Origin of the sequence: Phycicoccus sp. Root101, assembly GCF_001426245.1 — a bacterium.
Lineage (GTDB): Bacteria > Actinomycetota > Actinomycetes > Actinomycetales > Dermatophilaceae > Pedococcus.
Genome location: NZ_LMCM01000005.1, coordinates 90,726 through 114,151, shown reverse-complemented (window position 1 = coordinate 114,151; position 23,426 = coordinate 90,726). Strand labels below are relative to the sequence as shown.

Annotated in this window: 23 protein-coding genes; 14 read left to right on the top strand and 9 right to left on the bottom strand. The window is 73.0% G+C overall.

Going from position 1 to position 23,426, the window contains the following annotated elements; genetic code table 11:
• Positions 1-390: 390 nt before the first annotated feature.
• Genes ASC58_RS05360 through ASC58_RS05350 form a run of 3 tightly spaced genes read left to right on the top strand, consistent with a single transcriptional unit; the run spans position 391 to position 3,565 of the window.
• The gene (locus ASC58_RS05360) at positions 391-2,292 is read left to right on the top strand and encodes a CocE/NonD family hydrolase (protein ID WP_082552987.1); all 1,902 of its coding nucleotides are present in this window, start codon (positions 391-393) and stop codon (positions 2,290-2,292) included.
• A 59-nt stretch (positions 2,293-2,351) separates the two neighbouring features.
• Entirely contained in the window at positions 2,352-2,969 is a 618-nt protein-coding gene (locus ASC58_RS05355; RefSeq protein ID WP_082552986.1) for a ClpP family protease, read from the top strand.
• Positions 2,966-3,565: a ClpP family protease gene (locus ASC58_RS05350; protein ID WP_056916677.1), complete on the top strand. Its 600-nt coding sequence runs from the start codon at positions 2,966-2,968 to the stop codon at positions 3,563-3,565. Before ASC58_RS05355 ends, ASC58_RS05350 begins: the two co-directional genes overlap by 4 nt.
• Before the next feature lie 13 nt (positions 3,566-3,578).
• On the opposite strand, the gene ASC58_RS05345 is transcribed toward ASC58_RS05350, so the two are convergent.
• Both ASC58_RS05345 and ASC58_RS05340 read right to left on the bottom strand, forming a co-directional pair.
• Positions 3,579-3,920 (bottom strand): helix-turn-helix transcriptional regulator, encoded by a 342-nt coding sequence (locus ASC58_RS05345; RefSeq protein WP_056918600.1) that lies wholly within the window; start codon positions 3,918-3,920, stop codon positions 3,579-3,581.
• Positions 3,921-4,017: 97 nt separating this feature from the next.
• Positions 4,018-4,419, bottom strand: coding sequence for a cobalamin B12-binding domain-containing protein (locus ASC58_RS05340; protein ID WP_056916675.1), 402 nt, complete (start codon positions 4,417-4,419; stop codon positions 4,018-4,020).
• Positions 4,420-4,543: 124 nt separating this feature from the next.
• Here ASC58_RS05340 and ASC58_RS05335 point away from each other — a divergent pair, with 124 nt between their 5' ends.
• Positions 4,544-5,566, top strand: coding sequence for an alpha/beta fold hydrolase (locus tag ASC58_RS05335; protein WP_082552985.1), 1,023 nt, complete (start codon positions 4,544-4,546; stop codon positions 5,564-5,566).
• Between the two features lie 145 nt (positions 5,567-5,711).
• The gene (locus ASC58_RS05330; RefSeq protein ID WP_157598373.1) at positions 5,712-6,503 is read left to right on the top strand and encodes a M23 family metallopeptidase; all 792 of its coding nucleotides are present in this window, start codon (positions 5,712-5,714) and stop codon (positions 6,501-6,503) included.
• 164 nt (positions 6,504-6,667) lie between these two features.
• Here ASC58_RS05330 and pcrA read toward each other — a convergent pair whose 3' ends face one another.
• Entirely contained in the window at positions 6,668-9,112 is a 2,445-nt protein-coding gene (gene pcrA / locus ASC58_RS05325; RefSeq protein WP_056918598.1) for a DNA helicase PcrA, read from the bottom strand.
• A 45-nt stretch (positions 9,113-9,157) separates the two neighbouring features.
• On the opposite strand from pcrA, the gene ASC58_RS05320 reads away from it, so the two are divergent.
• Both ASC58_RS05320 and ASC58_RS05315 read left to right on the top strand, forming a co-directional pair.
• Positions 9,158-9,724 carry a GNAT family N-acetyltransferase gene (locus ASC58_RS05320; protein WP_056916672.1) on the top strand — a complete coding sequence of 189 codons (567 nt, stop codon included), beginning with the start codon at positions 9,158-9,160 and terminating at the stop codon, positions 9,722-9,724.
• 66 nt (positions 9,725-9,790) lie between these two features.
• Positions 9,791-11,167, top strand: coding sequence for an MFS transporter (locus ASC58_RS05315; protein ID WP_056918597.1), 1,377 nt, complete (start codon positions 9,791-9,793; stop codon positions 11,165-11,167).
• A gap of 176 nt (positions 11,168-11,343) precedes the next feature.
• On the opposite strand, the gene ASC58_RS05310 is transcribed toward ASC58_RS05315, so the two are convergent.
• Positions 11,344-12,684, bottom strand: coding sequence for an FUSC family protein (locus ASC58_RS05310; RefSeq protein ID WP_157598372.1), 1,341 nt, complete (start codon positions 12,682-12,684; stop codon positions 11,344-11,346).
• 73 nt (positions 12,685-12,757) lie between these two features.
• On the opposite strand from ASC58_RS05310, the gene ASC58_RS05305 reads away from it, so the two are divergent.
• From ASC58_RS05305 to ASC58_RS05290, 4 genes are all read left to right on the top strand, one after another.
• A complete protein-coding gene (locus tag ASC58_RS05305; protein ID WP_056918841.1) occupies positions 12,758-13,648 on the top strand; it encodes a uracil-DNA glycosylase in 891 nt (296 codons plus the stop codon).
• Positions 13,590-14,159: a GNAT family N-acetyltransferase gene (locus ASC58_RS05300; protein ID WP_056918595.1), complete on the top strand. Its 570-nt coding sequence runs from the start codon at positions 13,590-13,592 to the stop codon at positions 14,157-14,159. Before ASC58_RS05305 ends, ASC58_RS05300 begins: the two co-directional genes overlap by 59 nt.
• A 97-nt stretch (positions 14,160-14,256) precedes the next feature.
• The gene (locus ASC58_RS05295; RefSeq protein WP_056918594.1) at positions 14,257-15,240 is read left to right on the top strand and encodes a quinone oxidoreductase; all 984 of its coding nucleotides are present in this window, start codon (positions 14,257-14,259) and stop codon (positions 15,238-15,240) included.
• Positions 15,241-15,271: 31 nt separating this feature from the next.
• Positions 15,272-16,378 (top strand): DNA polymerase IV, encoded by a 1,107-nt coding sequence (locus ASC58_RS05290; RefSeq protein ID WP_056918593.1) that lies wholly within the window; start codon positions 15,272-15,274, stop codon positions 16,376-16,378.
• Positions 16,379-16,384: 6 nt separating this feature from the next.
• On the opposite strand, the gene ASC58_RS05285 is transcribed toward ASC58_RS05290, so the two are convergent.
• Positions 16,385-16,741 (bottom strand): hypothetical protein, encoded by a 357-nt coding sequence (locus tag ASC58_RS05285; protein WP_056918592.1) that lies wholly within the window; start codon positions 16,739-16,741, stop codon positions 16,385-16,387.
• A 145-nt stretch (positions 16,742-16,886) separates the two neighbouring features.
• Between ASC58_RS05285 and ASC58_RS05280 the strand changes: the two genes are divergently transcribed.
• A complete protein-coding gene (locus ASC58_RS05280) occupies positions 16,887-17,393 on the top strand; it encodes a pyridoxamine 5'-phosphate oxidase family protein (RefSeq protein ID WP_255353251.1) in 507 nt (168 codons plus the stop codon).
• Between the two features lie 18 nt (positions 17,394-17,411).
• Here ASC58_RS05280 and ASC58_RS05275 read toward each other — a convergent pair whose 3' ends face one another.
• Positions 17,412-18,092, bottom strand: coding sequence for a response regulator transcription factor (locus ASC58_RS05275; protein WP_056918591.1), 681 nt, complete (start codon positions 18,090-18,092; stop codon positions 17,412-17,414).
• Positions 18,079-19,482 carry an ATP-binding protein gene (locus ASC58_RS05270; protein WP_082552982.1) on the bottom strand — a complete coding sequence of 468 codons (1,404 nt, stop codon included), beginning with the start codon at positions 19,480-19,482 and terminating at the stop codon, positions 18,079-18,081. The genes ASC58_RS05275 and ASC58_RS05270 overlap by 14 nt, the downstream gene beginning before the upstream one ends.
• 125 nt (positions 19,483-19,607) lie before the next feature.
• Here ASC58_RS05270 and ASC58_RS05265 point away from each other — a divergent pair, with 125 nt between their 5' ends.
• Positions 19,608-21,032 carry a PspC domain-containing protein gene (locus tag ASC58_RS05265; RefSeq protein ID WP_056918590.1) on the top strand — a complete coding sequence of 475 codons (1,425 nt, stop codon included), beginning with the start codon at positions 19,608-19,610 and terminating at the stop codon, positions 21,030-21,032.
• 5 nt (positions 21,033-21,037) lie between these two features.
• Complete coding sequence (locus ASC58_RS05260; RefSeq protein ID WP_056918589.1) at positions 21,038-21,577, top strand: hypothetical protein; 540 nt, start codon at positions 21,038-21,040, stop codon at positions 21,575-21,577.
• A gap of 12 nt (positions 21,578-21,589) precedes the next feature.
• Here the strand turns inward: ASC58_RS05260 and ASC58_RS05255 are convergent, their stop codons facing one another.
• Complete coding sequence (locus tag ASC58_RS05255) at positions 21,590-22,279, bottom strand: NUDIX hydrolase (protein ID WP_056916662.1); 690 nt, start codon at positions 22,277-22,279, stop codon at positions 21,590-21,592.
• On the bottom strand, positions 22,276-23,400 hold the full coding sequence (locus tag ASC58_RS05250; RefSeq protein WP_056918588.1) for a glycosyltransferase family 4 protein: 1,125 nt from the start codon (positions 23,398-23,400) through the stop codon (positions 22,276-22,278). The genes ASC58_RS05255 and ASC58_RS05250 overlap by 4 nt, the downstream gene beginning before the upstream one ends.
• Positions 23,401-23,426 lie beyond the last annotated feature (26 nt).

Here is a 23,426-nt window from a genome sequence, read left to right as displayed (position 1 = left end):
CGCACCACGAGGCGACGTCGATCCCCCTCCGAGACGGCACAAGGTGACCGTGGGCGTCGGCGCCGTGCCGACCTAACCTTTCGTGCGCACACAGGGTCAATGAATCTTGCGAAGACTTTGCCAAATGCGTGGGGACCTGCGGTTCAAGGGGATTCGTCACCATGTTTCTTCTGCTCTTGGCCAAGTTCGTGCCATCGCGGGGGCCGACGGCAGGCCCCGCGGTCCACGCCTCGGTACGCGAGATCCACGATGTGGCTACTTCACCGGGGGCGACCCTGGCGGCACGGTGAAGGCCGCGAGCTCGGTGAACGTAACCGCGCGAGCGGTGTCGTCGTTGTCAGTCCACCGAGGCGTCGCCACCCGGCTCGCCCGCACTCCCGTGGAGGCTCGATGTCGCGCCCGTCCCCGTCCCGAGCCCGCCGGCTCACCGCCCTCGCGCTCGCACCCCTCGCCGCGGTCGCCGTCGGCGGCACCGTCGCATCGACACCCGCCGCCGGCGCGACACCGTCCGCCACCTCCCTCGGCGCTGTCGACACGTACACGGGACTGAAGTTCACGGTCCCGGCCGGCAACGACGACCTCGGGCGGCCGCAGACGTGCACCATCGACGCGGACCTCTACAAGCCCCACTCGGCCAGCAGGTCGGCCCGGGTGCCCACCATCCTCACCACCAACGGCTTCGGCGGGAGCAAGGACGACCAGGCCGGGCTCGGACGGGCGTTCGCCGCGCGGGGCTACACCGTCCTGTCGTACACCGGTCTCGGCTTCCCGGACAGCGGCTGCAAGATCTCGCTCGACGACCCCGGCGTCGACGGGGTGGCCGCGTCCTCCCTCGTGACGTTCCTCGGTGGCGGAGGCAGCGCGCCATACGCCTCCGCGCAGGTGGGCGGCACCACCAGGGCTGCCGGCACGCTCACGGTGGACTGGACCGTCCTCGACGACGCGGCCAAGCACGACCCACGACTGGGCATGCTGGGTGGTTCGTACGGTGGTCAGATCCAGTTCGCCACTGCCGCAACGGATCCACGCGTCGACACGCTCGTTCCCCTCATCACCTGGAACGACCTGCGCTACTCGCTGGCCCCGAACAACACCAGCCTCCGCGGGGTGACCTACGCGAACTCGAACCCCGGCACCGAGAAGATCGGCTGGACCGGGCTGTTCTTCGGCATCGGCATCCTCGACGGCCTCCAGGGGACGGCGATCGACCCGAAGCGCAACGTCGGCTGCCCCAACTTCGTCCTCGAGGCCTGCCAGGCGAAGGCGACGCTCGACACGCTCGGCCATCCCTCCTCGGACACGTACCGCCTCACCGACCGCGTCTCGGTGGCGCACTACATCGACAAGGTGAAGGTGCCCACGTTCCTCATCCAGGGCGAGAACGACACCTTGTTCAACCTCCAGGAGTCGGTTGCGACCTACCGCTCCCTGAAGTCCCGCGGCGTCCCGGTGACGATGGCCTGGCAGTCGTGGGGCCACTCGGGCGGCACCAACGGCAACACGGGCGCGGCCCCCGGCGAGCTGGACCTGACCGGCCAGCACATCGAGGACACCTACCTCGGGCTGCGTGTGAAGAACTGGTTCGACCACCACCTCAAGGGCTCGACCGTGTCGACCGGCCCCGAGTTCGCCTACTTCCGCGACTGGGTCCCCTACACCGGCAGCGCCGCACCGGCCTACGCCGGCGCCGCCGCCTTCCCCGTCGGCGCCCGCCGCACGTGGTACCTCTCCGCAGCCGACGAGCTGGTGGCCTCGAGGAGCCAGGTGCAGCCCGGCTCGACGACCTGGTCCAACCCGGGCCTCGGAGTCCCCGCCTCCTACAGCGAGGTCTCCGGACTCGAGGGACAGGTGTCGCTGCCGCCCGGCGTGACCGCTCCGTTCGACACCCCGGGCACGTTCGGTGCGTGGTCGACCGCGCCGCTGGCCTCGGCGGTGGACGTCGTCGGCTCGCCGACACTCGACGTCAGGCTCGAGTCGCCGGCGGCCGCACTGACCCAGGCAGCCGGCCCCACGGGCCAGCTACAGGTCTTCGCCAAGCTCTACGACGTTGCGCCCGACGGCTCGAAGACGTTGGTGCACAAGCTGATCAGCCCGGTGAGGGTCGCCGACGTCACCCAGCCCGTGCACATCGAGCTCCCGGCGATCGTCCACCGGGTGCAGGCGGGGCACCGGCTGCAGCTCGTGCTCGCGAGCACCGACGCCGCCTACAAGAACGCGTATGCCGTGCAGCCGGTCACCGTGCACGCCTCGCCCACGGCCCCGGCCGCCTTCAGCGTCCCCGTCGCTCCCTAGGTTCTGCTCACAGCAGCGAACGCTGGGCGTGCCCACGACGGTGCGCCCAGCGTGGGGCCATGCGCGACACCACCGCCCCAGCCCAGCCCACAGACGCCCACCTCTCCAGCCGGCTGCTCGAGCAGCGGATCATCGTCCTCGACGGCGAGCTCGACGACCACGGAGGCACTCGCCTCTGCTCCCAGCTGTTCCTCCTGTCCGCCGAGGACCCGCGCGCCGACATCAGCCTCTGGATCAACTCCCCCGGCGGATCCGTCCCGGCCATGCTGGCGATCCACGACGCGATGCGCCTCGTGCCCAACGACGTCTCGACGCTCGCCCTCGGGCTGGCGTGCAGCGCGGGCCAGTTCCTCCTCACGGCCGGCACGCACGGCAAGCGGTACGCGCTTCGGCACTCGCGCATCCTCATGCACCAGGGCTCGGCGGGGATCGGCGGGACGGCCGTGGACATCGAGCTCCAGGCCGAGGACCTGCGCTCGACCGTCGAGACCGTCCTCGGACTGATCGCGGAGCACACCGGCCAACCCCTGGAGAAGGTCCGGGAGGACTCGGCACGAGACCGGTGGTACTCGGCCGACCAGGCGCTGGAGTACGGCTTCGTCGACCACGTCCTCGAGTCGCTCGACAGCGTCCGTCCCCGGCGGGCCACGCGGACCGGGCTGGGAGGCGCCCGATGAGCACCTACACGATCCCCAACGTGATCCGCACCCACCCGCGGGGCGACCGGGTGATGGACGTCTACAGCCACCTGCTGAGCGAACGCATCGTCTACCTCGGCACCGAGATCGACGACGGGGTCTCCAACGCCCTCATCGCGCAGATCCTGCACCTCGAGTCCGAGGACCCCGAGCGCCCCATCGACCTCTACATCAACTCGCCCGGCGGATCGCTCACGGCCACCTTCGCCGTCTACGACGCGATGCAGTTCGTCCACGCACCGGTCGCCACGACCTGCATCGGCCAGGCGTGCTCGACAGCGGCGATCCTGCTCGCGGCGGGAGCCCCCGGGCAGCGCAGCATCCTGCCGCACGCACGGGTCCTCCTGCACCAGCCCTCGGCGCGCAGCCAGGGCGCCATACCCGACCTGATCCTCGAGGCGGACGAGGTGATCAGGCTGCGTTCCGAGGCGGAGCAGGTCCTGTCCCGGCACACCGGGCAGGCCCTGGACGTGCTGCGTCGGGACACCGACCGCGACCGGATCTTCACGCCCGCGGCGGCCGTGGACTACGGGCTGGTCGACCGGCTGGTGGCCGCGCGACCGGCGCCGGACTGACGCGGCGCCCGGGTCAGGCGGAGAGCCTGATCTCCCCGGGTGGCGGCGACGTCACGGAGAGGTGCTGGCGGCGCAGGTCCAGCGAGGCGAGGTGGGTGACCTCGACGAGGTCGCTCCCGAGCGCGCCGGTCACCGCTGCCAGCACCTCCGAGGACGGGTCCTTGCGACCCCGTTCGACCTCGGACAGGTACTGCGGCGAGATCCCGGCGCGCCGGGCCGTCTCGACGAGTGTGAGCCCGCGGCGTCGGCGCAGGTGGCGCAGCCGGGCACCGACGACCTCCCGCCACAGGGGCTCGGGGCGCAGGGGTACCGGTCGATCGTGGCCCACCAGCGTCAGGCTCGGCGCGCTGCTCATCTGCCCACGCTAGGCGAGGTGCTGACCACCGGGAAGGCGCGTTCGCCGACGGCAGAACGACCCGGACACCGGAGCCAGGGGGTGGTCAGCCAGGGGGTTACTGCTGGGTGACGTTGCCCCGGACCCACTCCACGATCTCGGTCGTGGTGGCACCGGGGGTGAAGACCTTGGCGACGCCGATCTTCGTGAGCTCGGGGATGTCGCCCTCCGGGATGATCCCGCCACCGAACACGACGATGTCGGCGGCGTCACGCTGCTTCAGCAGGTCCATGACCTTGGCGAACAGCGTCATGTGCGCGCCGGAGAGGACCGACAGGCCCACGGCGTCGGCGTCCTCCTGGATGGCCGCCTCGACGATCTGCTCGGGCGTCTGGTGCAGGCCGGTGTAGACGACCTCCATGCCGGCGTCCCGCAGGGCCCGGGCCACGACCTTGGCGCCACGGTCGTGCCCGTCGAGTCCGGGCTTGGCCACGACCACGCGCAACGGTGAGCTAGTCATAGCCGCACACTATCCACTCCGTGGACACATCCGGGCATCGCCTCGGGGCGACGCACGCCACACCCGCTCCGCCCGGCCCGTTGCGCGCGCGAGGGGGCACCCGCTCGGCTAGGTTCGGGGGGTCATGTCGCAGAGCAGCCCGCGTCCGCGCCGACGCCCCGCAGCGCTGCGGTCGCCGTCGGGTGACGTCCCGCGCCAGGCGCGGGCGATCGGACGGCTGGCCGGTGGGGCGGCCGGTCGGGTCACCGGGACCGTCGTCGCCGCCACCACCGCGGCCCAGGACGTGGTCGGCGGAGCTGCCAAGGCCCTCGCCACCCCCACCGGGTTGCTCGGCGCCGCGGTCGAGGCGGCCTGGCTCACGACGCACCTGGCGCTGTACCCCTGGGGCCTGGTCGGACGGCAGGGTCGGGACAGCCAGCTGGAGTACCGCGTCGAGCACCTGCCCCCGACGCAGCGCGGGCTCGTCATCTCCGACGTGGAGGCTGCGGGGACGCCGATCCTGCTGGTCCACGGCATGGTCGACAACCGCTCGATCTTCACCCTCCTGCGGCTCGGCCTGCGCCGCCGCGGGTTCGGCCGGGTCGTGAGCATGAACTACTCGATGTTCACCGCCGACGTCCGCGTGGCCGCCGCGCAGCTGGCGGAGGAGGTCGAGGCCCTCGTGGCCGAGACGGGGTACGAGCGCATCCACGTGGTCGGGCACTCGATGGGCGGCCTGATCGCCCGGTACTACATCACCCGCCTGGGCGGCGACGCCCGCGTCCACACGCTCGTGACGCTGGGGACCCCGCACCAGGGCACCTACACGGCCTACGGCTGGCACAACCAGCTGACCCGCCAGCTGCGACCGCACAGCGGCCTGATGCGCGAGCTCGACCAACCCGTGCCGCAGTGCCGCACGCGCTTCGTCGTCTACTGGTCCGACCTGGACCAGATGGTCTTCCCGCAGCGCAACGCCGCCCTCGAGCACCCCGACCTGAGCGTGCGGAACATCGACCTCCACGGGGTCGGCCACATGTCACTGCCCATCATCGGCAGCGTGGTGCACGGCATCTCCTCGACCCTGGCGCACCTCGACTCCGAGGGGCACACGGTCACCCCCGGCGTGACCGAGCTCCCCCGTCGGACGTCCCGCGCAACCTCCTGACCTGCGAGGACGTCGCGGTCCGGCCGAGCAGACCCACGCGGCGGTGGAGGATAACGTCCCGACCGTGGACGCGCATTTTGGATAACGAACTGGTCACGCTACGGTATTGGCTTCCGTGTCCCCGCACGCAAGGCAACTTTTCTCCGTGAGCTCCTCCCCCTCCTACCAGGGCCGTCACCGCGTCCCGGGCCGCCACCGTGCGCCCCGGCGTGGGCCGCGCATCCCCGCAGGATTCCGTGGCGGCTTCGTCCTCCCGACGGCGGCAGCCGCTGCCCTCGTCGTGACGACGACCGGGGCCACGGTGGCCGAGTCGTCCCCGGTCCACCTCGACCTCGCGGGCACCCAGGCCAAGAGCCGGGCCCAGAGCGCCGCCCTCGCGGAGTTCGACCGCGTCGAGGCCACCCAGCAGCGTGAGCTCCAGGTGACCACCGCCGAGAGCCGGGCAGTCGAGGCCCAGCGGATCGCGCGCAGCGCGGAGCGCGCGGCGGGCGCGAAGAAGAAGGTCGCCGCCGCTGCGATCGCCAAGGCCGAGGCCAAGCGCAAGAACGCCGAGAAGTGGCTCATGCCGATCAAGGGCGCGGTCTTCACCTCCGGCTTCGGCTGGCGCTGGGGCCGGATGCACCAGGGCGACGACTTCGGCACGCCCGTGGGCACCCCGCTGCACGCCATGTCGACGGGCACCATCGTCTTCGCCGGCGTCCAGGGCGGGTACGGCAACAAGGTCGAGATCGAGTACTGGGACGGCACCGTGTCGGTGTACGGCCACATGAACTCGATCAGCGTCAAGGAGGGCGACAAGGTGGCCCCCGGCGACCTGGTCGGCACCTCCGGCAACACCGGGCACTCGACCGGCCCCCACCTGCACCTGGAGATCCACCCCGAGGGCGGCGCGGCGATCGACCCGGCCCCCTGGCTCAAGGACCACGGCCTCCAGTAGGCCCCGTGCGCACCGACGAAGGCGCCCCGCGGACTCCCGCGGGGCGCCTTCGTCGTCCGGCCACGCCCCATACCCGGGTATGGCGCCGGGCCGACCGAGCCTTGCGGGCCAGAGCCCGCGGGCTGGAGCCTGCGGGCCAGATCCTGCGGGCTGGAGCCTGCGGGCTAGAGCTTCTCGAGCGGGGCGTAGCGCAGCAGGAACCGCTTGACGCCGGTGTCGCCGCCGAAGTCGACGTGCGCCTGCGTCTTGTCGCCCTCGCCCTCGGTCTTGACGACCGTCCCCATACCGTAGCTGTCGTGGGTGACCTTGTCGCCGGCGTGCAACGAGATGAGCGGGCGGTTGCCGGGCGAGCGGACACCGGGACGCTCGGCGAGGCGGGCGACCGCCGGGGTCGAGGAGCGCCGGTAGCTGGTCGCGGCCTCCGCACGCTGCCAGTCGACGAGGTGGGCCGGGATCTCGTCGAGGAACCGGCTCGCCGGGTTGTACTGCGGGGCTCCCCATGCAGAGCGCACCGCGGCGCGCGAGAGGTGCAGTCGCTCGCGGGCCCGGGTGATGCCGACGTAGGCCAGCCGCCGCTCCTCCTCGAGCTCCTTGGGGTCGCCCAGGGACCGCAGGTGCGGGAAGGTCCCGTCCTCGAGCCCGGTGAGGAACACGACGGGGAACTCCAGGCCCTTCGCGGTGTGCAGCGTCATCAGCGTCACGACCCCGAGGTCCTCGGCCTCCTCGCCGTCGGGGATCTCGTCGGCGTCTGCGACGAGCGACACCTGCTCGAGGAAGTCCTCGAGGGTGGCGACCTCGCCGGTCTGTGCGCGGGTCTCGTCGAACTCCTGGGCGACCGCCACGAGCTCGGCGAGGTTCTCGACCCGGGTCTCGTCCTGCGGGTCGTGGGACGCACGCAGCTCGGCGAGGTACCCGGACTTCTCGATGACGGCCTCGAGCAGCGCACCGATGCCCTGCTCGTCGTCGGCGTGGACGCGGCCGAGCTCCTCGAGCAGGCCGGTGAAGCCCTTGATGGCGGCGACCGAGCGGGTGGCGATGCCGGGAGCGTCCTCGGGTCGGCCGAGGGCGGCGACGAACGGGATGCGCTCGCGCTCGGCCAGGGCCGCCACGCAGGCCTCGGCGCGGTCACCGATCCCGCGCTTGGGCACGTTGAGGATGCGGCGGAGGTTCACCGTGTCGGTGGGGTTGGAGATGACGCGCAGGTAGGCCAGGGCGTCCTTGACCTCGCGCCGCTCGTAGAACCGCGTGCCCCCCACCACCTTGTAGGGCAGGCCGACCCGCACGAAGACCTCTTCCAGCGCCCGGGACTGGGCGTTGGTGCGGTAGAAGACCGCGACGTCCTTGGGCTTCACGCCGGCCGAGTCGCCGAGCTCGTCGATCGTCTTGGCCACGAAGGCGGCCTCGTCGTGCTCGTTGTCGCCGACGTAGCCGACGATGAGGGCGCCGTCGCCGCTGTCGGTCCAGAGGTTCTTCTTGCGACGCTCGGGGTTCTTCGCGATGACCGAGTTGGCGGCCTGGAGGATCGTCTGGGTCGAGCGGTAGTTCTGCTCGAGCAGGATGGTCCGCGCGTCGGGGTAGTCCTGCTCGAACTCCACGATGTTGCGGATCGTCGCGCCGCGGAACGCGTAGATCGACTGGTCGGCGTCGCCGACCACCACGAGCTCGGCGGGCGGCACCTCGGGTCCGTCACCCAGCGGCATACCGGCCGTGCCGGCGGCACCACCGACCAGCTCACGCACGAGCTGGTACTGAGCGTGGTTGGTGTCCTGGTACTCGTCGACGAGGACGTGGCGGAACCGGCGGCGGTAGTGCTCGGCGACGTCGGGGAACGCCTGGAGGATGTTGACCGTGGTCATGATCAGGTCGTCGAAGTCGAGGGCGTTGGCCTGGCGCAGGCGCCGCTGGTAGCCGGTGTAGGCCTCGGCGAGCATCCGCTCCTGGTGGGTGCCCTCGGCGACCTGGGACGAGAAGGTCTCCTCGTCGACGAGCTCGTTCTTGAGGTTGGACACCTGGTGGCTGAACGACCGCGGCGGGTAGCGCTTCGGGTCGAGGTCGAGGTCGCGCATGACCATCGCCATGAGCCGCTGGCTGTCGGCGGCGTCGTAGATGGAGAACGTCGACTTCAGCCCCACCTTGGTCGCCTCGCGGCGCAGGATCCGCACGCAGGCCGAGTGGAAGGTCATGACCCACATCGCCTTGGCGCGAGGGCCCACCAGGGCGGCGACGCGCTCGCGCATCTCGGCCGCGGCCTTGTTGGTGAAGGTGATGGCCAGGACCTGGCCGGGCTGCACCCCACGGGCGCCGAGGAGGTAGGCGATCCGGTTGGTGAGGACACGGGTCTTGCCCGACCCGGCACCGGCGACGATGAGCAGGGGCGAACCCTCGTGCAGCACGGCCTCACGCTGCTGGGTGTTGAGTCCCTCGAGCAGGCTCTCGGGGTCGGCGTGACCGGCGGCGGCGTCGTCGGGCCCATGGCCCTCGGCGGCGGCCTGGGCCCACGTGGGCACACCACGCTCGTCCACGGCGGTCGCTCGGGCAGCCGCTGCCGAAGGTCGGGAGTCGGGAGACGGGTGACCGTCGAAGGGCAGGTCGTCGAACAGCGTGCTCATGTTGGCCCCAGCCTACGTGCCCGTGCCGACAGGTAGCGTCGCCGCATGACCCGTCTCGTCGCCCCGCACCTGCGCCACCAGGAGTCCTACCTGACGGCGTCCGACGAGTTCCTCGCGTCGCGGGAGCAGCGTGACGGCGACGGCGACTGGGTGCACGAGCCCGAGCCCGGGTACGCCGGCTTCAGCTTCACCCGCGAGAGCCTGCGCGACCCGGAGGAGTTCGCCCGGTTCGTCGCCCTGCGGCGGCGCGCCCGGGACGACGACGCCCCGCGCCGGCACGCCTGGACGCCCGTGACGTTCCTGTGGATGGTCGTCGGCGACGAGTACGTGGGGTCGATGGCGATCCGGCACCGGCTCACCGACCGGCTGCTCGAGGAGGGCGGCCACATCGGCTACAGCGTCCGCCCCACGGCGCGTCGCCGCGGGCACGCCAGCCGGGCCCTGGCCCGCGCGCTGGTGCTCGCCCACGGGGTGGTCGACGGCCCGAGCGTGCTCGTCACCTGCCTGGAGGAGAACGTCGGGTCGCGGGCCGTCATCGAGGGCAACGGGGGCGAGTACGAGGACAGCCGCAACGGGGTGCGCCGCTACTGGATCCCGACCCGGCCCGCCTGAGGCCTGCGCCGGGCGGGCGCGGGTTCGGGCGGAAAACCCGGTTGCCCTGCTGCGTAGCGTGAGGACGTGGCCACCGACACCCGGGTGAGGGACCTGCTGCGCGAACGCCCGTTCGCGCTGCTCGTCAGTGCCCGGACCCTGTCGATGCTCGCCGTGGCGTTCGCGCCCGTCGCGCTGGCCTTCGGCATCCTCGACCTCCCGGGCGCCACCCCCACCACGCTGTCGGTGGTCCTCGCCTCCGAGGCGGTCGCCGTGGTCGTGTTCATCCTCGCGGGCGGCGTGGTCGCCGACCGCTACCCGCGCCACCGCGTGCTCCAGGCTGCGGAGTGGGCCAACGCGCTGGCCCACGCCGCGCTGGCCCTGATGATCGGTATGGAGCGCGCGCCGCTGTGGGGGCTGGTGGCCGCCGCGGTCCTGTCGGGCACGGCCACGGCCACCGTCTGGCCGGCGCTCACGGGGATCATCCCGGAGGTGGTGCCGCCCGAGCACCTCCAGCAGGGGAACGCGCTGCTCGCCCTGGGCACCAACATCGCCCGGGTCTCCGGGCTCGTCGCCGGTGGTCTCGTGGTCGCGGCCGTGGGAGGCGGGTGGGCGCTGGCGCTGGCGAGCGCCTCGTTCGCCGCGGCGGGGGTGATGGTGGCCCTCATCCGTCTGCCCTCGGGGGCCGCCGAGCCAGCCTCCGGGGAGCCCGACGGGGACGTGGCCGTCGGGCACGTGGCCGACGGGGCCGGGCTCGTCGGGGACGCGGTCGTCGACGGGACCCCGGTGGCCGACGGGTCGGGCTCGGTGCTCGCGGACCTGCGCGACGGATGGGACGAGTTCCGGTCGCGGCAGTGGCTGTGGGTCGTCGTCGTGCAGTTCTCCCTGCTCGTCATGGTGTTCCAGGCGGCGCACCTCGTCCTGGGGCCGGTGGTCGCCCGGAACGAGCTCGGTGGGCCCACCGCCTGGACCGCCGTCCTGACCGGTGAGGCGGTCGGGCTGATCGTCGGCGTCCTGGTGGCCCTGCGCCTGCGTCCTCGCCGCCCGATCCTGCTCGGCGTCGTCCTCACCCTGGGCGCGGCGCCGCCCTACCTCCTGCTCGGCGCCAGCGCCCCGCTCTGGGTCGTGGTGCTCTCGGCCTTCGTCATGGGTGTCTGCTTCGACCTGTTCGGCATCCTGTGGCAGACCACGATGCAGCGGGTCATCCCGGCGGCCTCGCTGTCCCGGGTGAGCTCGTACGACGCGCTCGGCTCGCTCATGCTGGGACCGCTCGGCCTGGTCCTGGCCGGACCGGCGGCCGAGCGCTTCGGCGCCCACCGCGCGCTGCTCGTCTGCGGTGTCGTCATGGTCGTGTCGACGGCGCTCGCACTGCTGTCGCCGGGCGTCCGCAACCTCGTCGCCCCCGGTCCGGCAGGCACGCAGCCGCTCGCGGCCGACCCCGACCCGGTGCACCCGCTCCCCTGACGCTCGGCCGCCCACCCGGCAGCGGGGACGACCAGCGCCGGATCCGGCACGCATGGCCCCCGGCTTCGCCGGACAGCGGCGATTCGCGCCGGAAACGGCACCGGTGGACCGCCGGGATCCGCACATCGGGGGGAGGTCAGGCAGGTCAGCGCGGGTCGGCGCGGAGTCTTCGCGGGTCAGCGCGGCTGATGGGTGGTGCTCGTGCCCGAGACCGCGTCGGGCGCGCCCGACCAGCTGCCGTGGCGCCGCGTGCGTGCGCCAGGCAGGGCGTCGCGCACCAGTGGGGCGACCACCGAGATGGGTGTCGGCCGCTGCCACGCGGCCCGCAGCCGGGCCCGTCGCTCGAGGTCGAGCTGCACGAGCACCTGCTCCACCGCGGCCAGCACCGAACCCCGCAGCAGCCACAGCTCGACCCGCCCCTCCGGCCGGCTCGTGAGGAGCTCGGTGAGGATGGCGCGGGTCTCCCGCAGGATCTCCAGGCTCTCCGCGAGCGCCTCCTCGGCACGCTCCTGCGCCCCACCGGCCTCGGCGTGCACGAGCCGCCCGTAGGCGCGCAGGCAGTCGGCCACGTCGGCCAGGACCACCGAGAGCGCCTGGCGGGCGTCCTCGTCGAACGCGTCGTCCGCGGCCGCGCCGGCAGCCTCGTCCCCGTCGGCGTCGGGCGGGAGCTCGGCGAGGATCACCGTGAACAGCGCCCGGATCGCCAGCAGGCTCGCCTCGAGCCGGTCCAGGCCCTCCCGCAGCCCCGGCTCGACGTCGGTCGTCGTCAGGGCCCGCGGGTTGAACCGGCGCCCCTCCTTGACCTGCGTCACGACCGCCGACGCCTCTGCCACCCGGGCGGCCACCCCGCGCGTCTCGTCGGCCCACCTCTCGACCTCGCTGCGGCGCAGCCGGTCGGTGGCCATCGACCGGGAGGCCCGGTCCAGGCAGTCCGCCATGGCGTACGCGACGCGCAGCACCGCCAAACCCGCGCGGCCGCTCGGCACGGCCGACGGCAGCAGCAGGTTGAACACGACCCCCACGGCCGCCCCGACGAGGGTCAGGGCGACCCGTGCCTCGGCCGCCACGTCCGCCGACCCGACGGCCAGGATGAGCATGGCGCTGATCGGGACCTCCAGCGCCTGCTCCCCGAGCCGGAAGACCTTGGCGAGCACCAGCGACGCAGCGATCACGGCCGCCAGGCTCCACCACGACAACCCCGCCAGGGCCGAGAACGCCACGGCCACCAGGACCCCGGTGAGGACGGCACCGACGCGCAGCACGCTCATCCGCAGCGTGGAGAACGCCGACGCCTGGACCACCAGAAGAGCCGTCAGCGGCGCCGTGAGGTCGGTCGAGATGCCCGTGACCCGGCCCGCGATGAGCCACGCGATGACGGCGGCCGAGGTCAGCCGCAGCACCCACGCGAGGGTCGGTCGCAGGCGGGTGGGCAGGTCGGTCCAGCGGGTGGGCCGCCCCGGCCAGGCCCGGTCGGCGACCACCGCCAGCCACCCGCGTTCGTCTCTCGCCTCGGCCACGCCCCGAGGGTGGCACGACCCGGGCGCGGGCGACAGACGAGCGCCCCGGCACCTGCGCGTCTACCGTGGCCGCGTGGGCGACTCGCACCCCGTCACCGGGCAGCCGTTCGACTCCCCCGTGCCACCCGGCACGGGGTGGCCCGGCGACCCCGCGACGCCGCACACCCCGGTCGCCTCGTCCCCCGATGACGTGGCGCGCCTGGCCACCACCGCCACCGACGTCGCCGAGCTCGACGCGCGGGTGAGCGTGTGCCGCGCGTGCCCGCGCCTCGTGCAGTGGCGGGAGTCGGTGGCCACGACCGGCCGGCGCGCGTCGTTCGCGGACCAGCCCTACTGGGGCCGTCCGGGACCCGGCTTCGGGGACCCCGACGCGCAGGTCCTCGTCGTGGGTCTCGCCCCTGCGGCCAACGGCACCAACCGCACCGGCCGCATGTTCACCGGCGACCGGTCCGGGGACTGGCTGTATGCCGCGTTGCACCGCGGTGGGTACGCCAACCAGCCGACGTCGTGGGCCTCCGGCGACGGACTGGTCCTGACGAACCTGCGCATCGTCGCGGCGGTCCGCTGCGCACCACCCGACAACAAGCCGACCACCGTCGAGAAGGCGACCTGTGCCCCGTGGCTGGACCGCGACCTGGCCCTGGCAGCGCCGCGGCTGCGTGCCGTCCTCGCGCTGGGGGCGATCGGGTGGGACGCGTTCCTGGGGAGCGCCCGGCGGTCGGGGTGGGAGGTGCCCCGGCCCAAGCCGCGGTTCGGCCACGGCGCCGAGGCGCTGCTCAGGACGCCGGCTGGGCGCAAGGTGCGGCTCGTCGGGAGCTACCACGTGAGCCAGCAGAACACCTTCACCGGCAAGCTCACCGAGCCGATGCTGGACGCCGTCATCAACCGGTTGGGAGAGTATGCGGATGGTGCCTCTGGCGACCCCGCACGTCCGGTTCCACCGCTCGTTCCTCGAGGCGGCTGACGAGTTCCGCGCCGCCGGGGAGGCGACCTACGACGGGATCGTCAACTGGCCCGCCGAAGGCGACTTCCCCGGGGTGGTGTTCACCCGCGAGGCACTGGACGACCCGGCAGAGTTCGAGCGCCTGGTCGCCAACCGCGTCGGGGACGCCGACGAGGCGAGCCTGCGCCCTCCGGGCTGGTCGACCGCGACCTACTGGTGGATGGAGGACCCCGAGCGGCCGGACGAGTACGTCGGGTCGATCTCGCTGCGGCACCGGATCGACCACCCCCTGCTCGCGAGCATCGGCGGCCACATCGGCTACGGCGTGCGGCCCGGAGCACGGCGGCGAGGGTTCGCCAGCGACGCGTTGCGGCAGGTCATCCCGATCGCAGCCACCCGCGGGATCGACCGGCTGCTCGTCACCTGCGACCTCGACAACACGGCCTCGGCGCGCACGATCGAGGCCAACGGGGGACGCTTCGAGCGCGAGCAGAGCGGGAAGCGGCGCTACTGGATCGAGACCGGCGCCTGACGCTGTGCCGCCCCGGGTTCGAGCGGCAGCAGGGCCCGCAAGGCTCCGGTCAAGGCCCTGGTCGCCTACCAGAAGGCGCTCGCCTAGCGTAGGGAGCATGGCTTCCACCACTCCCGCCCTCGTGGTCCCCCGGCACGGCGACTCCTCGGTCCTCGAGGTGCGGGAGTGGGACGTCCCACCGCCCGGCGGGGGTGAGGTGCACGTCGAGGTGGCAGCGGTCGGCGTCAACTTCATCGACGTCTACCAGCGCCAGGGCGTCTACCCCATGGACACCCCGTACGTCGCCTGCTCCGAGGGCGCCGGCACGGTGACCGCGCTGGGCGAGGGGGTGACCGGAGTCGCCGTCGGCGACCGCGTCGCCTGGGGCTCCGGCCTCGGGTCCGCCGCGAAGGTCGCCAACCGGGCGGTCGACTCGCTCGTGCCCGTCCCCGACGGGGTCGACCTCGACGTCGCCGCGGCCGCCATGCTCCAGGGCATGACGGCGCACTACCTCGTCAACTCCACGTATGCCGTGGGGCCGGGCACCGTGGCCCTGGTGCACGCAGCAGCGGGCGGGGTCGGCCAGCTGCTCGTGCAGATGGTCAAGGCCAAGGGTGGCCGGGTGGTTGCGACGGCGGGTTCGGCCGACAAGCTGGAGATCGCGAAGGCTCTCGGCGCCGACGCCACCATCAACTACAGCGACGTCGACGACCTCGCCGCCGAGGTGCGAAAGGCCAACGGGGACAATGGGGTCGACGTCGCCTACGACGGCGTCGGCAAGTCCACGTTCGACGCCTCGCTCGCCTCGCTGCGCCCGCGCGGGATGATGGTGCTCTTCGGCGGCGCCAGCGGTCAGGTGCCGCCGTTCGACCTCCAGCGGCTCAACACGGGTGGCTCGCTGTTCGTCACCCGACCGACCCTGGGCAGCTACCTCCAGACGCGTGAGGAGCTGCTCGAGCGAGGCACCTCCGTGCTCGGTGACATCGCGGCCGGACGCCTCGCCATCGACGTCGGCGGCCGCTACGCCCTCTCCGACGCCGCCACCGCCTACGACGACCTCGAGGGCCGCCGCACCAGGGGCAAGCTGCTGCTGGTCCCCTGACACCGTCACCCCCTCCGGGCAGGATGGGCCCATGGCACCCGAGGTCCAGCCCGCCGCCCGGCCCTGGGTCCTGCACGTCGACCTCGACCAGTTCATCGCGGCGGTGGAGATCCTGCGCCGCCCGGAGCTCGCAGGCCTGCCCGTCATCGTCGGCGGACGCGGCGACCCCACCGAGCGGGCCGTGGTGTCCACCGCCTCCTACGAGGCGCGCGCCTTCGGCGTCCACTCCGGCATGCCGCTCAAGCTCGCCGTCCGCAAGTGCCCGGAGGCCGTCGTGCTCGCCGTCGACGGACCCGCCTACGACGCCGCGTCAGCCGAGGTGATGGCCACCCTCAAGGCCGTTCCCGGGGCGGTCGTCCAGGTGCTCGGGTGGGACGAGGCGTTCGTCGGCATCGAGACCGACGACCCGTGGGCGGTGGCCCGGTCGATCCAGGCCGCGGTGCTCGAACGGACCGACCTGCACTGCTCGGTCGGGGTCGGCGACACGACGGTGCGCGCCAAGATCGCCACCGACTTCGGCAAGCCGCGCGGGGTGTTCGAGCTGACGCGTGACAACTGGTTCGAGGTGATGGGGGCGCGCCCGACGGATGCCCTGTGGGGCGTCGGGTCCCGCATCGCCGCCAGGCTTGCCGCCCACGGCATCGCGACGGTGCACGACCTGGCCACGGCCGACGAGGCGGTGCTGGCGAGCGAGTTCGGCCCGTCGATGGGACCGCACTACCGCCGGCTCGGACAGGGCGCCGGCACGACCACCGTCGACGACACTCCGTGGATCGCCCGGGCCCACGGACGCGAGACGACCTACCAGACCAACCTCGTGGAGCCGCAGGAGATCTCGGACGCCGTGCACGCCCTCGCCGACCAGGTCGTCGAGGACATCCGCCGCGAGGACCGCGCGTGCGTGCGGGTGCACCTCAAGGTGCGCTTCGCGCCGTTCTTCACGACGACCCGGATCCGCAGGCTCGCCGAGCCGACGTTCGACGCCACGGTCATCGCCACGACCGCGCTCGAGCTGCTGCGGGCACTGGGCGACGACCGGCCGATCAGGCTGCTCGGGGTGAGGGCGGAGATGGTGCCGCCCGAGGGTGGCTACGACCCACCGCGCACCGTCGGTCGCGGGGGCCCGCCCGCCCGCTGAGGGGCGTCAGCTCCAGACGGCCGCGACGACGACGTTGAGGGCGCCGAGGGCCCCGGCGGCGCGCACGAGCCCCGCGCCGTCCTGTGCGCGCTTGGTCCGGGCCCGACCGATCTCCACGAGGGCCAGGGCCGCGATCGCGATGAGCAGCTTGACGCCGATCTTGGTGTGGTTGAGGTTCTCGTCGAGCGAGCTCACGCCCTCGGCGAGCCCCACGAGGACGAGCCCGGTGACGAGCTGCGCTCGAGCACCCCACGCCATGACGCTCGTGGAGCCGGCGCCCGCCAGCAGCACCAGCCAACCACCGACGAGGGCGGCCATGCCGAGGAGGTGGGCAACGACGACGAGGTCGTACACGAGCTGCATACGTGGATCCTATCGGCGCCCACGGTGGACCGGCCGGACCGCGGTCTGCGCTGCGACGGCTGCAGGAGGTGCCGCCTCGCGGCCCGCGGGTTAGCGTCGAAGCACAGGCCCCTGAGCAGGGCAGATGCCGACGAAGGACGTACCCGTGACCCAATCGCAGCAGACCCCGACGCACGACCCCGACTCCGTCGCCAAGGTGCGCGACCTCGTCAAGGACGAGCGCACGTGCATGTTCACGACGATCGGGCCCGACGGCGCCATCGTCAGCCGCCCGATGGCCACGCAGGAGGTCGAGTTCGACGGCGACCTGTGGTTCTTCGCCTCGGCCGCCTCCCCCAAGGTGTCCGAGGTGCAGGCCGACCCGCGCGTGAACATCGGGTACGCCGGTTCGTCCTCGTGGGTGTCCGTCTCCGGCACCGCCGAGGTCGTCCGCGACGTCGCGAAGAACAAGGAGCTGTGGAACCCGTTCGCCGAGGCGTGGTTCGCCAACGGCCCGGAGGACCCCGACGTGGTCCTGCTCAAGGTCAGCACCGAGACCGCGGAGTACTGGGACACCCCCGGCGGCAAGGTGGCCAGCGTCATCGCCCTCGTGAAGAGCAAGGTGACGGGCGACCGTCCGGACGTGGGCGACAACGAGACCGTCCAGCTCTAGCCCCCAGATGGGTCGCCGTCAGAGCAGGCGGCGGCCCATCGCCCAGGCCGTGAGCTCGTGGCGCGAGGACAGCTGGAGCTTGCGCAGCACCGAGGAGACGTGGGTCTCGACGGTCTTGACGGAGATGAAGAGCTCCTTGGCCACCTCCTTGTACTGGTAGCCGCGGGCGATGAGCCGCATCACCTCGCGCTCACGGGCCGAGAGGCGGTCGAGCTCCTCGTCGACCTCGGCGATCTCGCCCGCGGCCGCCCCGAACGCGTCGAGCACGAAGCCCGCCAGCCGCGGCGAGAACACCGCGTCCCCGTCGGCCACCCGCTGGATGGCGCGAGTGAGGTCGGTGGCGCTGATCGTCTTGGTCACGTACCCGCGCGCACCGGCGCGGATCACCGCGATGACGTCTTCGGCGGCGTCGGAGACCGACAGGGCGAGGAACCGCACTGGCTGGCCGGCGGTGGTCTCGAGCCCGCGGCACCCGTGCAGGACGTCCACCCCACCGTTGCCGTTGCCCCCGGGCAGGTGGACGTCCAGGAGGACCACGGGCGGCTTGGTCTGACGGATCACGGCGATGGCGGTGTCGACGTCGGGCGCCTCGCCCACGATGGACACCGCGTCGCCCAGCTCGGCCTTGACCCCGGAACGGAACATCCGGTGGTCGTCGACGAGCACGACCTCGACGGGCTTGCGGTCAGGCGTGTTCACGGGTCTCCTCTGGGACGGGCTGGGACGGCGGCGGTGCGGTGGGCGGCGGTGGTGCGGTGGGCGGCGGGGTCGCAGGCACCGGAGGGAGGGTGAGCACGACCTCGGTGCCGTGCTCGAGTCGGCGGACCCGGGCGGTGCCGCCGTGCCGGTCCATCCGGCCGAGGATCGACTGGCGGACGCCGAGGCGGTCGTCGGGCACCTCCTCGAGCTCGAACCCGGGTCCGTGGTCGCGGACGAACGCCTCGACGCCGGACGGACCCACCTCGAGGTAGAGGGACACCGGCGCCGCACCGTGCCGGACGGCGTTGAGCAGCGCCTCGCGCACCGCCCGGGACAGGGCCAGGCCGCCGTCGTCGAGCGGCCGGTCGCCGGTCGCAACCAGGTCGATGGGTGTGCCGTGCAGGTCCTCGACCTCGTGGGCCACCTCGGCCACGGCGGCGGCGAGCGTCGCATCGCTGTCGGTGGGTCCGGCATACAACCAGGACCGCAGCTCACGCTCCTGCGCGCGGGCGAGCTGGGTGACGGCGGCGGGGTCGTCGGCCTTGCGCTGGATCAGGGCCAGCGTCTGCAGGACGGAGTCGTGCAGGTGGGCGGCGATGTCTGCGCGCTCGGTGGCGCGAGCGCGTTCGGCCTGCTCGTGCCGCAGGTCCGACCAGAGGCTCAGGCCCCAGGGTGCGGCGATGAGCGCCACTCCGGCGAGCACGGCGACCACGGCGGCACCGATGTCCCAGATGGCCTCGAGCGACCGACCACGGGTGGCCATGATGACCAGGCCCGCAAGCGCCAGCACCCCACCGAAGACGAGTCGTGCCGCACTGAACCGGCCGGTCCCGGAACCGTCCCCGAGCCACCGCCCCCGCTGTCGCTCGTCGAGCTGCGACCACGCCAGCACCGCACCGGCCGCGACGACGAGCAGGGGCAGCAGGATGCCGAGACGCGCGTTGAGGCCGGCGTTCTGGGCCACGACGACGAGACCGACGGCCAGCATGAGGCCACCGACGAGCAGCACCCGCGTGGCGTCTCGCTCGGCCTCGGGCAGGGCCCCCACCGGAGCACCCACGGGGGCACCGCCACCGGGACCTCCCGTCTCGCCCACCGGGTCGGCCGGGTCCATGGTGGGGCGCTGGCCGTTGACCAACCCGCCCCGGGACAGCGGCGTCAGGGCCCACAGGAACACGTAGGCCACCAGCCCGGCGCCCGTGGGGATCGACAGCACGACGAACAGCACGCGGATCCAGCGCACGGACCAGCCCAGGTGCTCGGCCAGTCCGGCGCTCACGCCGGCGATCACCTTGCCCTCGGCGGGGCGGGTGAGGACGCGGCGGGCGGCGCGGCGTTCTGCGGCCCTCGCCTCCTGTGGGGGGACGGGCCGCTCGTAAGGAGTCGGCATGCCCTCATCCTGACCTACTCCGGGGCGGAAAGAGACCCTCCTCAGGGTGCGGAGCGGGGCTCTCGGGGTCCGTTCAGGGTCGACCCTCATGGTTCCGGGGCCTGCGCGTCGACACCATGGATGACATGACGCAGACCTCTGGGCCCACGACGGGCCCGACGAACGACACCAACGCCTCGGGCCTCGACCGCTTCTTCGGCTGGCTCCGGTCCATCGACCTGCGCCGCGACGGCGACGACAAGTGGCTGGCGGGCGTGTGCTCCGGCATCGCCACCCGGCTCGGGGTGGACCCCATAGTCATCCGCGCGGTGCTGGTGCTGCTCGTCGTCATGGGAGGGCTCGGCATCACCGTCTACCTCATCGCCTGGGCGTTCCTGCCCAACGACAAGGAGGACATCGTCGCCGAGCGCGCCCTGCGCGACGGTGACGTGCTCGGCATCATCCTGCTGATCGTCATCGGCCTGTCGCTGGTCGGCGGCACCGGGTTCGCCGGCGACGTGCCCGGCATGGGCTGGATCTGGTGGGTGGTCATCCCGGTCGGCCTCGTCTTCTGGCTCGTCACCCGCAAGCGCGACTCGGGCCCCTCCTTCCAGCCGGCAACCGCACCGGCTGCCATGCAGGGAGCCACGCAGGCACCCACCTGGACCACCGACGCGAGCACCCGCTCGGCAGACGCCGACGTCGAGCAGGCCGAGCGGTCGCAGCCCGGCACCTGGGCGAGCGTGGCCACCCCCACCTCGGCGGCCACCTCCTCGACGACGACCGCGCCCACCGCCCCGTATGGCGCTGCCACCCCTCCCGGTGGCGGCTGGCCCCCGGCTCCTCCGGCTGCCCGGCAGCCGCGTCCCCCCAGGCCTCCGCGTGCACCGAAGCCGCCGCGTCGGCGCTCGGGCGGGTTCGGCGCCACCCTGCTCGTCGGCGGACTGGCCGTCGCGGCCTACGGCCTGACCTCGTGGGCCCACCAGGCCAACCACTGGGCCGGCAGCGACCAGACGGTCGCCCTGTGCGCCGCCCTCGGGGTGGTGGGCCTGGGCGTCCTCGGCCTCGGTCTCGCGGGCCGCCGAGCCGGCTTCACCGGGTTCCTCGCGGTCGTGCTGGCCCTGGTCACCTGGACCTCGTCGGTCGTGCCGGACGTGACGTTCGGTGGCGGCATCGGTGAGCGGGTCTGGCGCCCGTCGGTCACGGACACCACCGAGAGCTACCGGCTCAGCATCGGCTCGGCCGACCTGGACCTCTCGCAGCTGCCCGACAACCCGGACACCGCGCGTCACCTCGAGGCGAGGGTCGGCATGGGCGAGCTGAGGATCCACATCCCGAAGAACCTGACGGTCGAGGTGCACAGCTCGGTCGCCGCGGGCGACATCACCCGCGCGGACTTCGGGTCGTTCGACCCGCTGCCCCCGTCGCTCGACTCCGACCCGATCGTCCACGACGACACCAATGACAACGGACGCAACATCAGCACGGTCCAGACCTTCGGCACCGGCGACGCCGACGTCGTCATCGACGCCCACGTCGGCCTCGGCCAGATCCTGATCGGCAAGGAGTGAACCCCATGAACGAGACCAACGACCCGACGAGCACCCCCCAGGACGAGAACACCGAGGCCACCGTGGACGACCGCACCCAGCAGCTCCCCCGCACCGAGGCGACGCAGCAGCTGCCCGTGCAGGACGAGGCGGAGTCGACGCAGATCCGAGAGCCGGTCGAGACGGCGGTGTTCGGCGCCGTTCCGGCCGCCGAGGCTCCGCCCGCCGACGACCCGACCGCACCGACCGCACCGATCGCACCGATCGCCACGGCCGGCGTCGCCGCGGACGCGGCGGGCCCGGACACCACCGCTCCCACCGCCACCGCGTCGCAGCAGTGGCCGCCCCCGGTGCCCCCGCGACCGACCGGTCCGCACACCCCGGCGATCATCCTGGGCCTGGTCGTGCTCGCCATCGCGGGCATCGTCCTCGCGCAGGAGCTGGGCAACCTCACCGTCGACTGGGGCGATGTCGGCCCGCTCGGGTTCGTCGCCGTCGGCGCGGTGCTGGTCGTGCTCGGCGCCGTCGGGTTGATCAGCTCCAACCGCCGCAGCGCCCGCTCCTGACCGACCGCCCGGTCAGGTGCGGTTGAGCCACCGGGACATGTGCGGGGCGAACGACCGCCCCAGGTGGTAGCGCCCGAGGTCCTCGACCTGCACCCACCGCACCGACTCCGTCGACCCACCCACGTCGTGGACGACGGGGTCGGTCGGCGCGGGGCACCACGCGGCATACACGATCCGGACGGCGTGGAAGTCCTCCAACCGGCCGCTCGGCGCACGCCCGATCCAGTGCGAGGTGTGCGCCTCGAGGAGGCGGACGTCCTGCACCTGCTGGCCGCTCTCCTCCCACACCTCGCGGTGCAGGGCGGCGACCGGCTCCTCGCCGGGGTCGAGGCCGCCGCCGGGGAGCGTCCAGCGACCGGGCGAGGACGTGAGGGCCGACAGCTCGGTGAGGAGGACGCCGCGTTCGCTGGTGACCACTCCGTAGGCCGCGGTGCGCTGGTAGGGCTCCGCGACCTCGCCGGGCTCGAGGACGAGGCCGGGGTCGGTCGGCACGTGCGGCGCCGGGGGTTCGACGACGCCGGCCGGCTCCAGGGCGTAGCGCAGCGCCAGCGAGCCGTCGGGCTCCCGGACGGCGTCGAGCAGGCCGGTCACGGCCCAGCCCCGGCCGGCGAGCTCGCGGACCGGGTCGGCACCGTGCTCGAGGACGAACGCCACCTCGCGACCGTCCGCTGCCCGGCCCTGAACGTGCAGCGGGGTGCTCACCCGGCACCGGCCCGGCGGTACTCGGACTCGGCCAGGTCGACCACGGCGGGCCAGGACTGCTCGGGCGCGACGGAAGCGTTGTGCGCGGCGATGCGGTGGCGCAGCGCGTCGTCGGTGACGAGCTGCACGAGGCCGGCGACGAGCGCGTTGTCGTCGGCGCCCAGGACGCCGTCGACCCCGTCCACGACGAAGTCACCGACCCCGGTGTCGGCGCGGGCCAGCACGGGGAGACCGGCCGTGCGCGCCTCGAGGGCAGCGATCCCGAACGCCTCCAGCCGAGCCGGGGTGAGGTAGAGGTGGCTGCGCCAGTAGTTCTCCCGCAGCTCGTCGCGGGTGACCCGGCCGGGCAGGTGCACCCAGTCTCCCATCGCGTTGGTGGCGACGAACTTCTCCAGCCGCCGACGCTCCGGCCCCTCGCCGAAGATGGTCAGGCGCATCTCGTGGTCGGCAGGGAGCAGGGCCCGCGCCCGGGACGCCACCTCCAGCACCGCCAGCGGTCGCTTGCGCGCCGCGAACCGCATCGAGGCGACGACCTCGACCGGGCCGCCGTGGTCGCGGACGCCGCCGTCCGGCGGGGTCCAGCGGGCGGGGTCGATGCCGTTGGGGAACACCCGCACCTCGTGGTCGCCCACGACCGTCCGCACCGAGGCCGCGGCCACGCCCGACACGGCCGACAGGGCGGCGCCCTGCTCGGCCCACCGGCGTGCGTGGCCGAGGAGCCGGAAGACGGGTCGCGAGCGCTCCATCAGGCAGTGCCAGGTGACGGCCGTCGGGAGGCCGAGGCCGAGCGCGACGCCGGCGAGGTCGGTGGCGAACGGGCTCACCACCCCCATGTGGACGTGGGCCACGTCGAACCCGCCGGACCGCAGCCGGCGGCGCACCTCGGGAGGCGCGAGGGGGTTCACCGGAAGCTCCCACGGCAGGCGCAGGGCCATCCGGTGCACCGGCACGTCGTCGACCACCTCGACGACACCGTGGCGCTCGCCGAGGGCTCCCGGGGTCGCGGTGAACACCTCGACCTCGTGCCCGCGAGCCTGCAGCTGGGCCGCGAGGTCATGCGTCTGGACCTCGATACCGCCCAGCCGGGGCAGGTAACAGTCCGTCAGCAGGGCCACCTTCACAGCCCAGAGCCTGCCATGCGACAGGA

Coding starts and splice junctions, on each gene's coding strand:
- ASC58_RS05360 (WP_082552987.1), top strand. CDS start 391: ATGTCGCGCCCGTCCCCGTCCCGAGCCCGCCGGCTCACCGCCCTCGCG.
- ASC58_RS05355 (WP_082552986.1), top strand. CDS start 2,352: ATGCGCGACACCACCGCCCCAGCCCAGCCCACAGACGCCCACCTCTCC.
- ASC58_RS05350 (WP_056916677.1), top strand. CDS start 2,966: ATGAGCACCTACACGATCCCCAACGTGATCCGCACCCACCCGCGGGGC.
- ASC58_RS05345 (WP_056918600.1), bottom strand. CDS start 3,920: ATGAGCAGCGCGCCGAGCCTGACGCTGGTGGGCCACGATCGACCGGTA.
- ASC58_RS05340 (WP_056916675.1), bottom strand. CDS start 4,419: ATGACTAGCTCACCGTTGCGCGTGGTCGTGGCCAAGCCCGGACTCGAC.
- ASC58_RS05335 (WP_082552985.1), top strand. CDS start 4,544: ATGTCGCAGAGCAGCCCGCGTCCGCGCCGACGCCCCGCAGCGCTGCGG.
- pcrA (WP_056918598.1), bottom strand. CDS start 9,112: ATGAGCACGCTGTTCGACGACCTGCCCTTCGACGGTCACCCGTCTCCC.
- ASC58_RS05320 (WP_056916672.1), top strand. CDS start 9,158: ATGACCCGTCTCGTCGCCCCGCACCTGCGCCACCAGGAGTCCTACCTG.
- ASC58_RS05300 (WP_056918595.1), top strand. CDS start 13,590: ATGGTGCCTCTGGCGACCCCGCACGTCCGGTTCCACCGCTCGTTCCTC.
- ASC58_RS05295 (WP_056918594.1), top strand. CDS start 14,257: ATGGCTTCCACCACTCCCGCCCTCGTGGTCCCCCGGCACGGCGACTCC.
- ASC58_RS05290 (WP_056918593.1), top strand. CDS start 15,272: ATGGCACCCGAGGTCCAGCCCGCCGCCCGGCCCTGGGTCCTGCACGTC.
- ASC58_RS05285 (WP_056918592.1), bottom strand. CDS start 16,741: ATGCAGCTCGTGTACGACCTCGTCGTCGTTGCCCACCTCCTCGGCATG.
- ASC58_RS05270 (WP_082552982.1), bottom strand. CDS start 19,482: ATGCCGACTCCTTACGAGCGGCCCGTCCCCCCACAGGAGGCGAGGGCC.
- ASC58_RS05265 (WP_056918590.1), top strand. CDS start 19,608: ATGACGCAGACCTCTGGGCCCACGACGGGCCCGACGAACGACACCAAC.
- ASC58_RS05260 (WP_056918589.1), top strand. CDS start 21,038: ATGAACGAGACCAACGACCCGACGAGCACCCCCCAGGACGAGAACACC.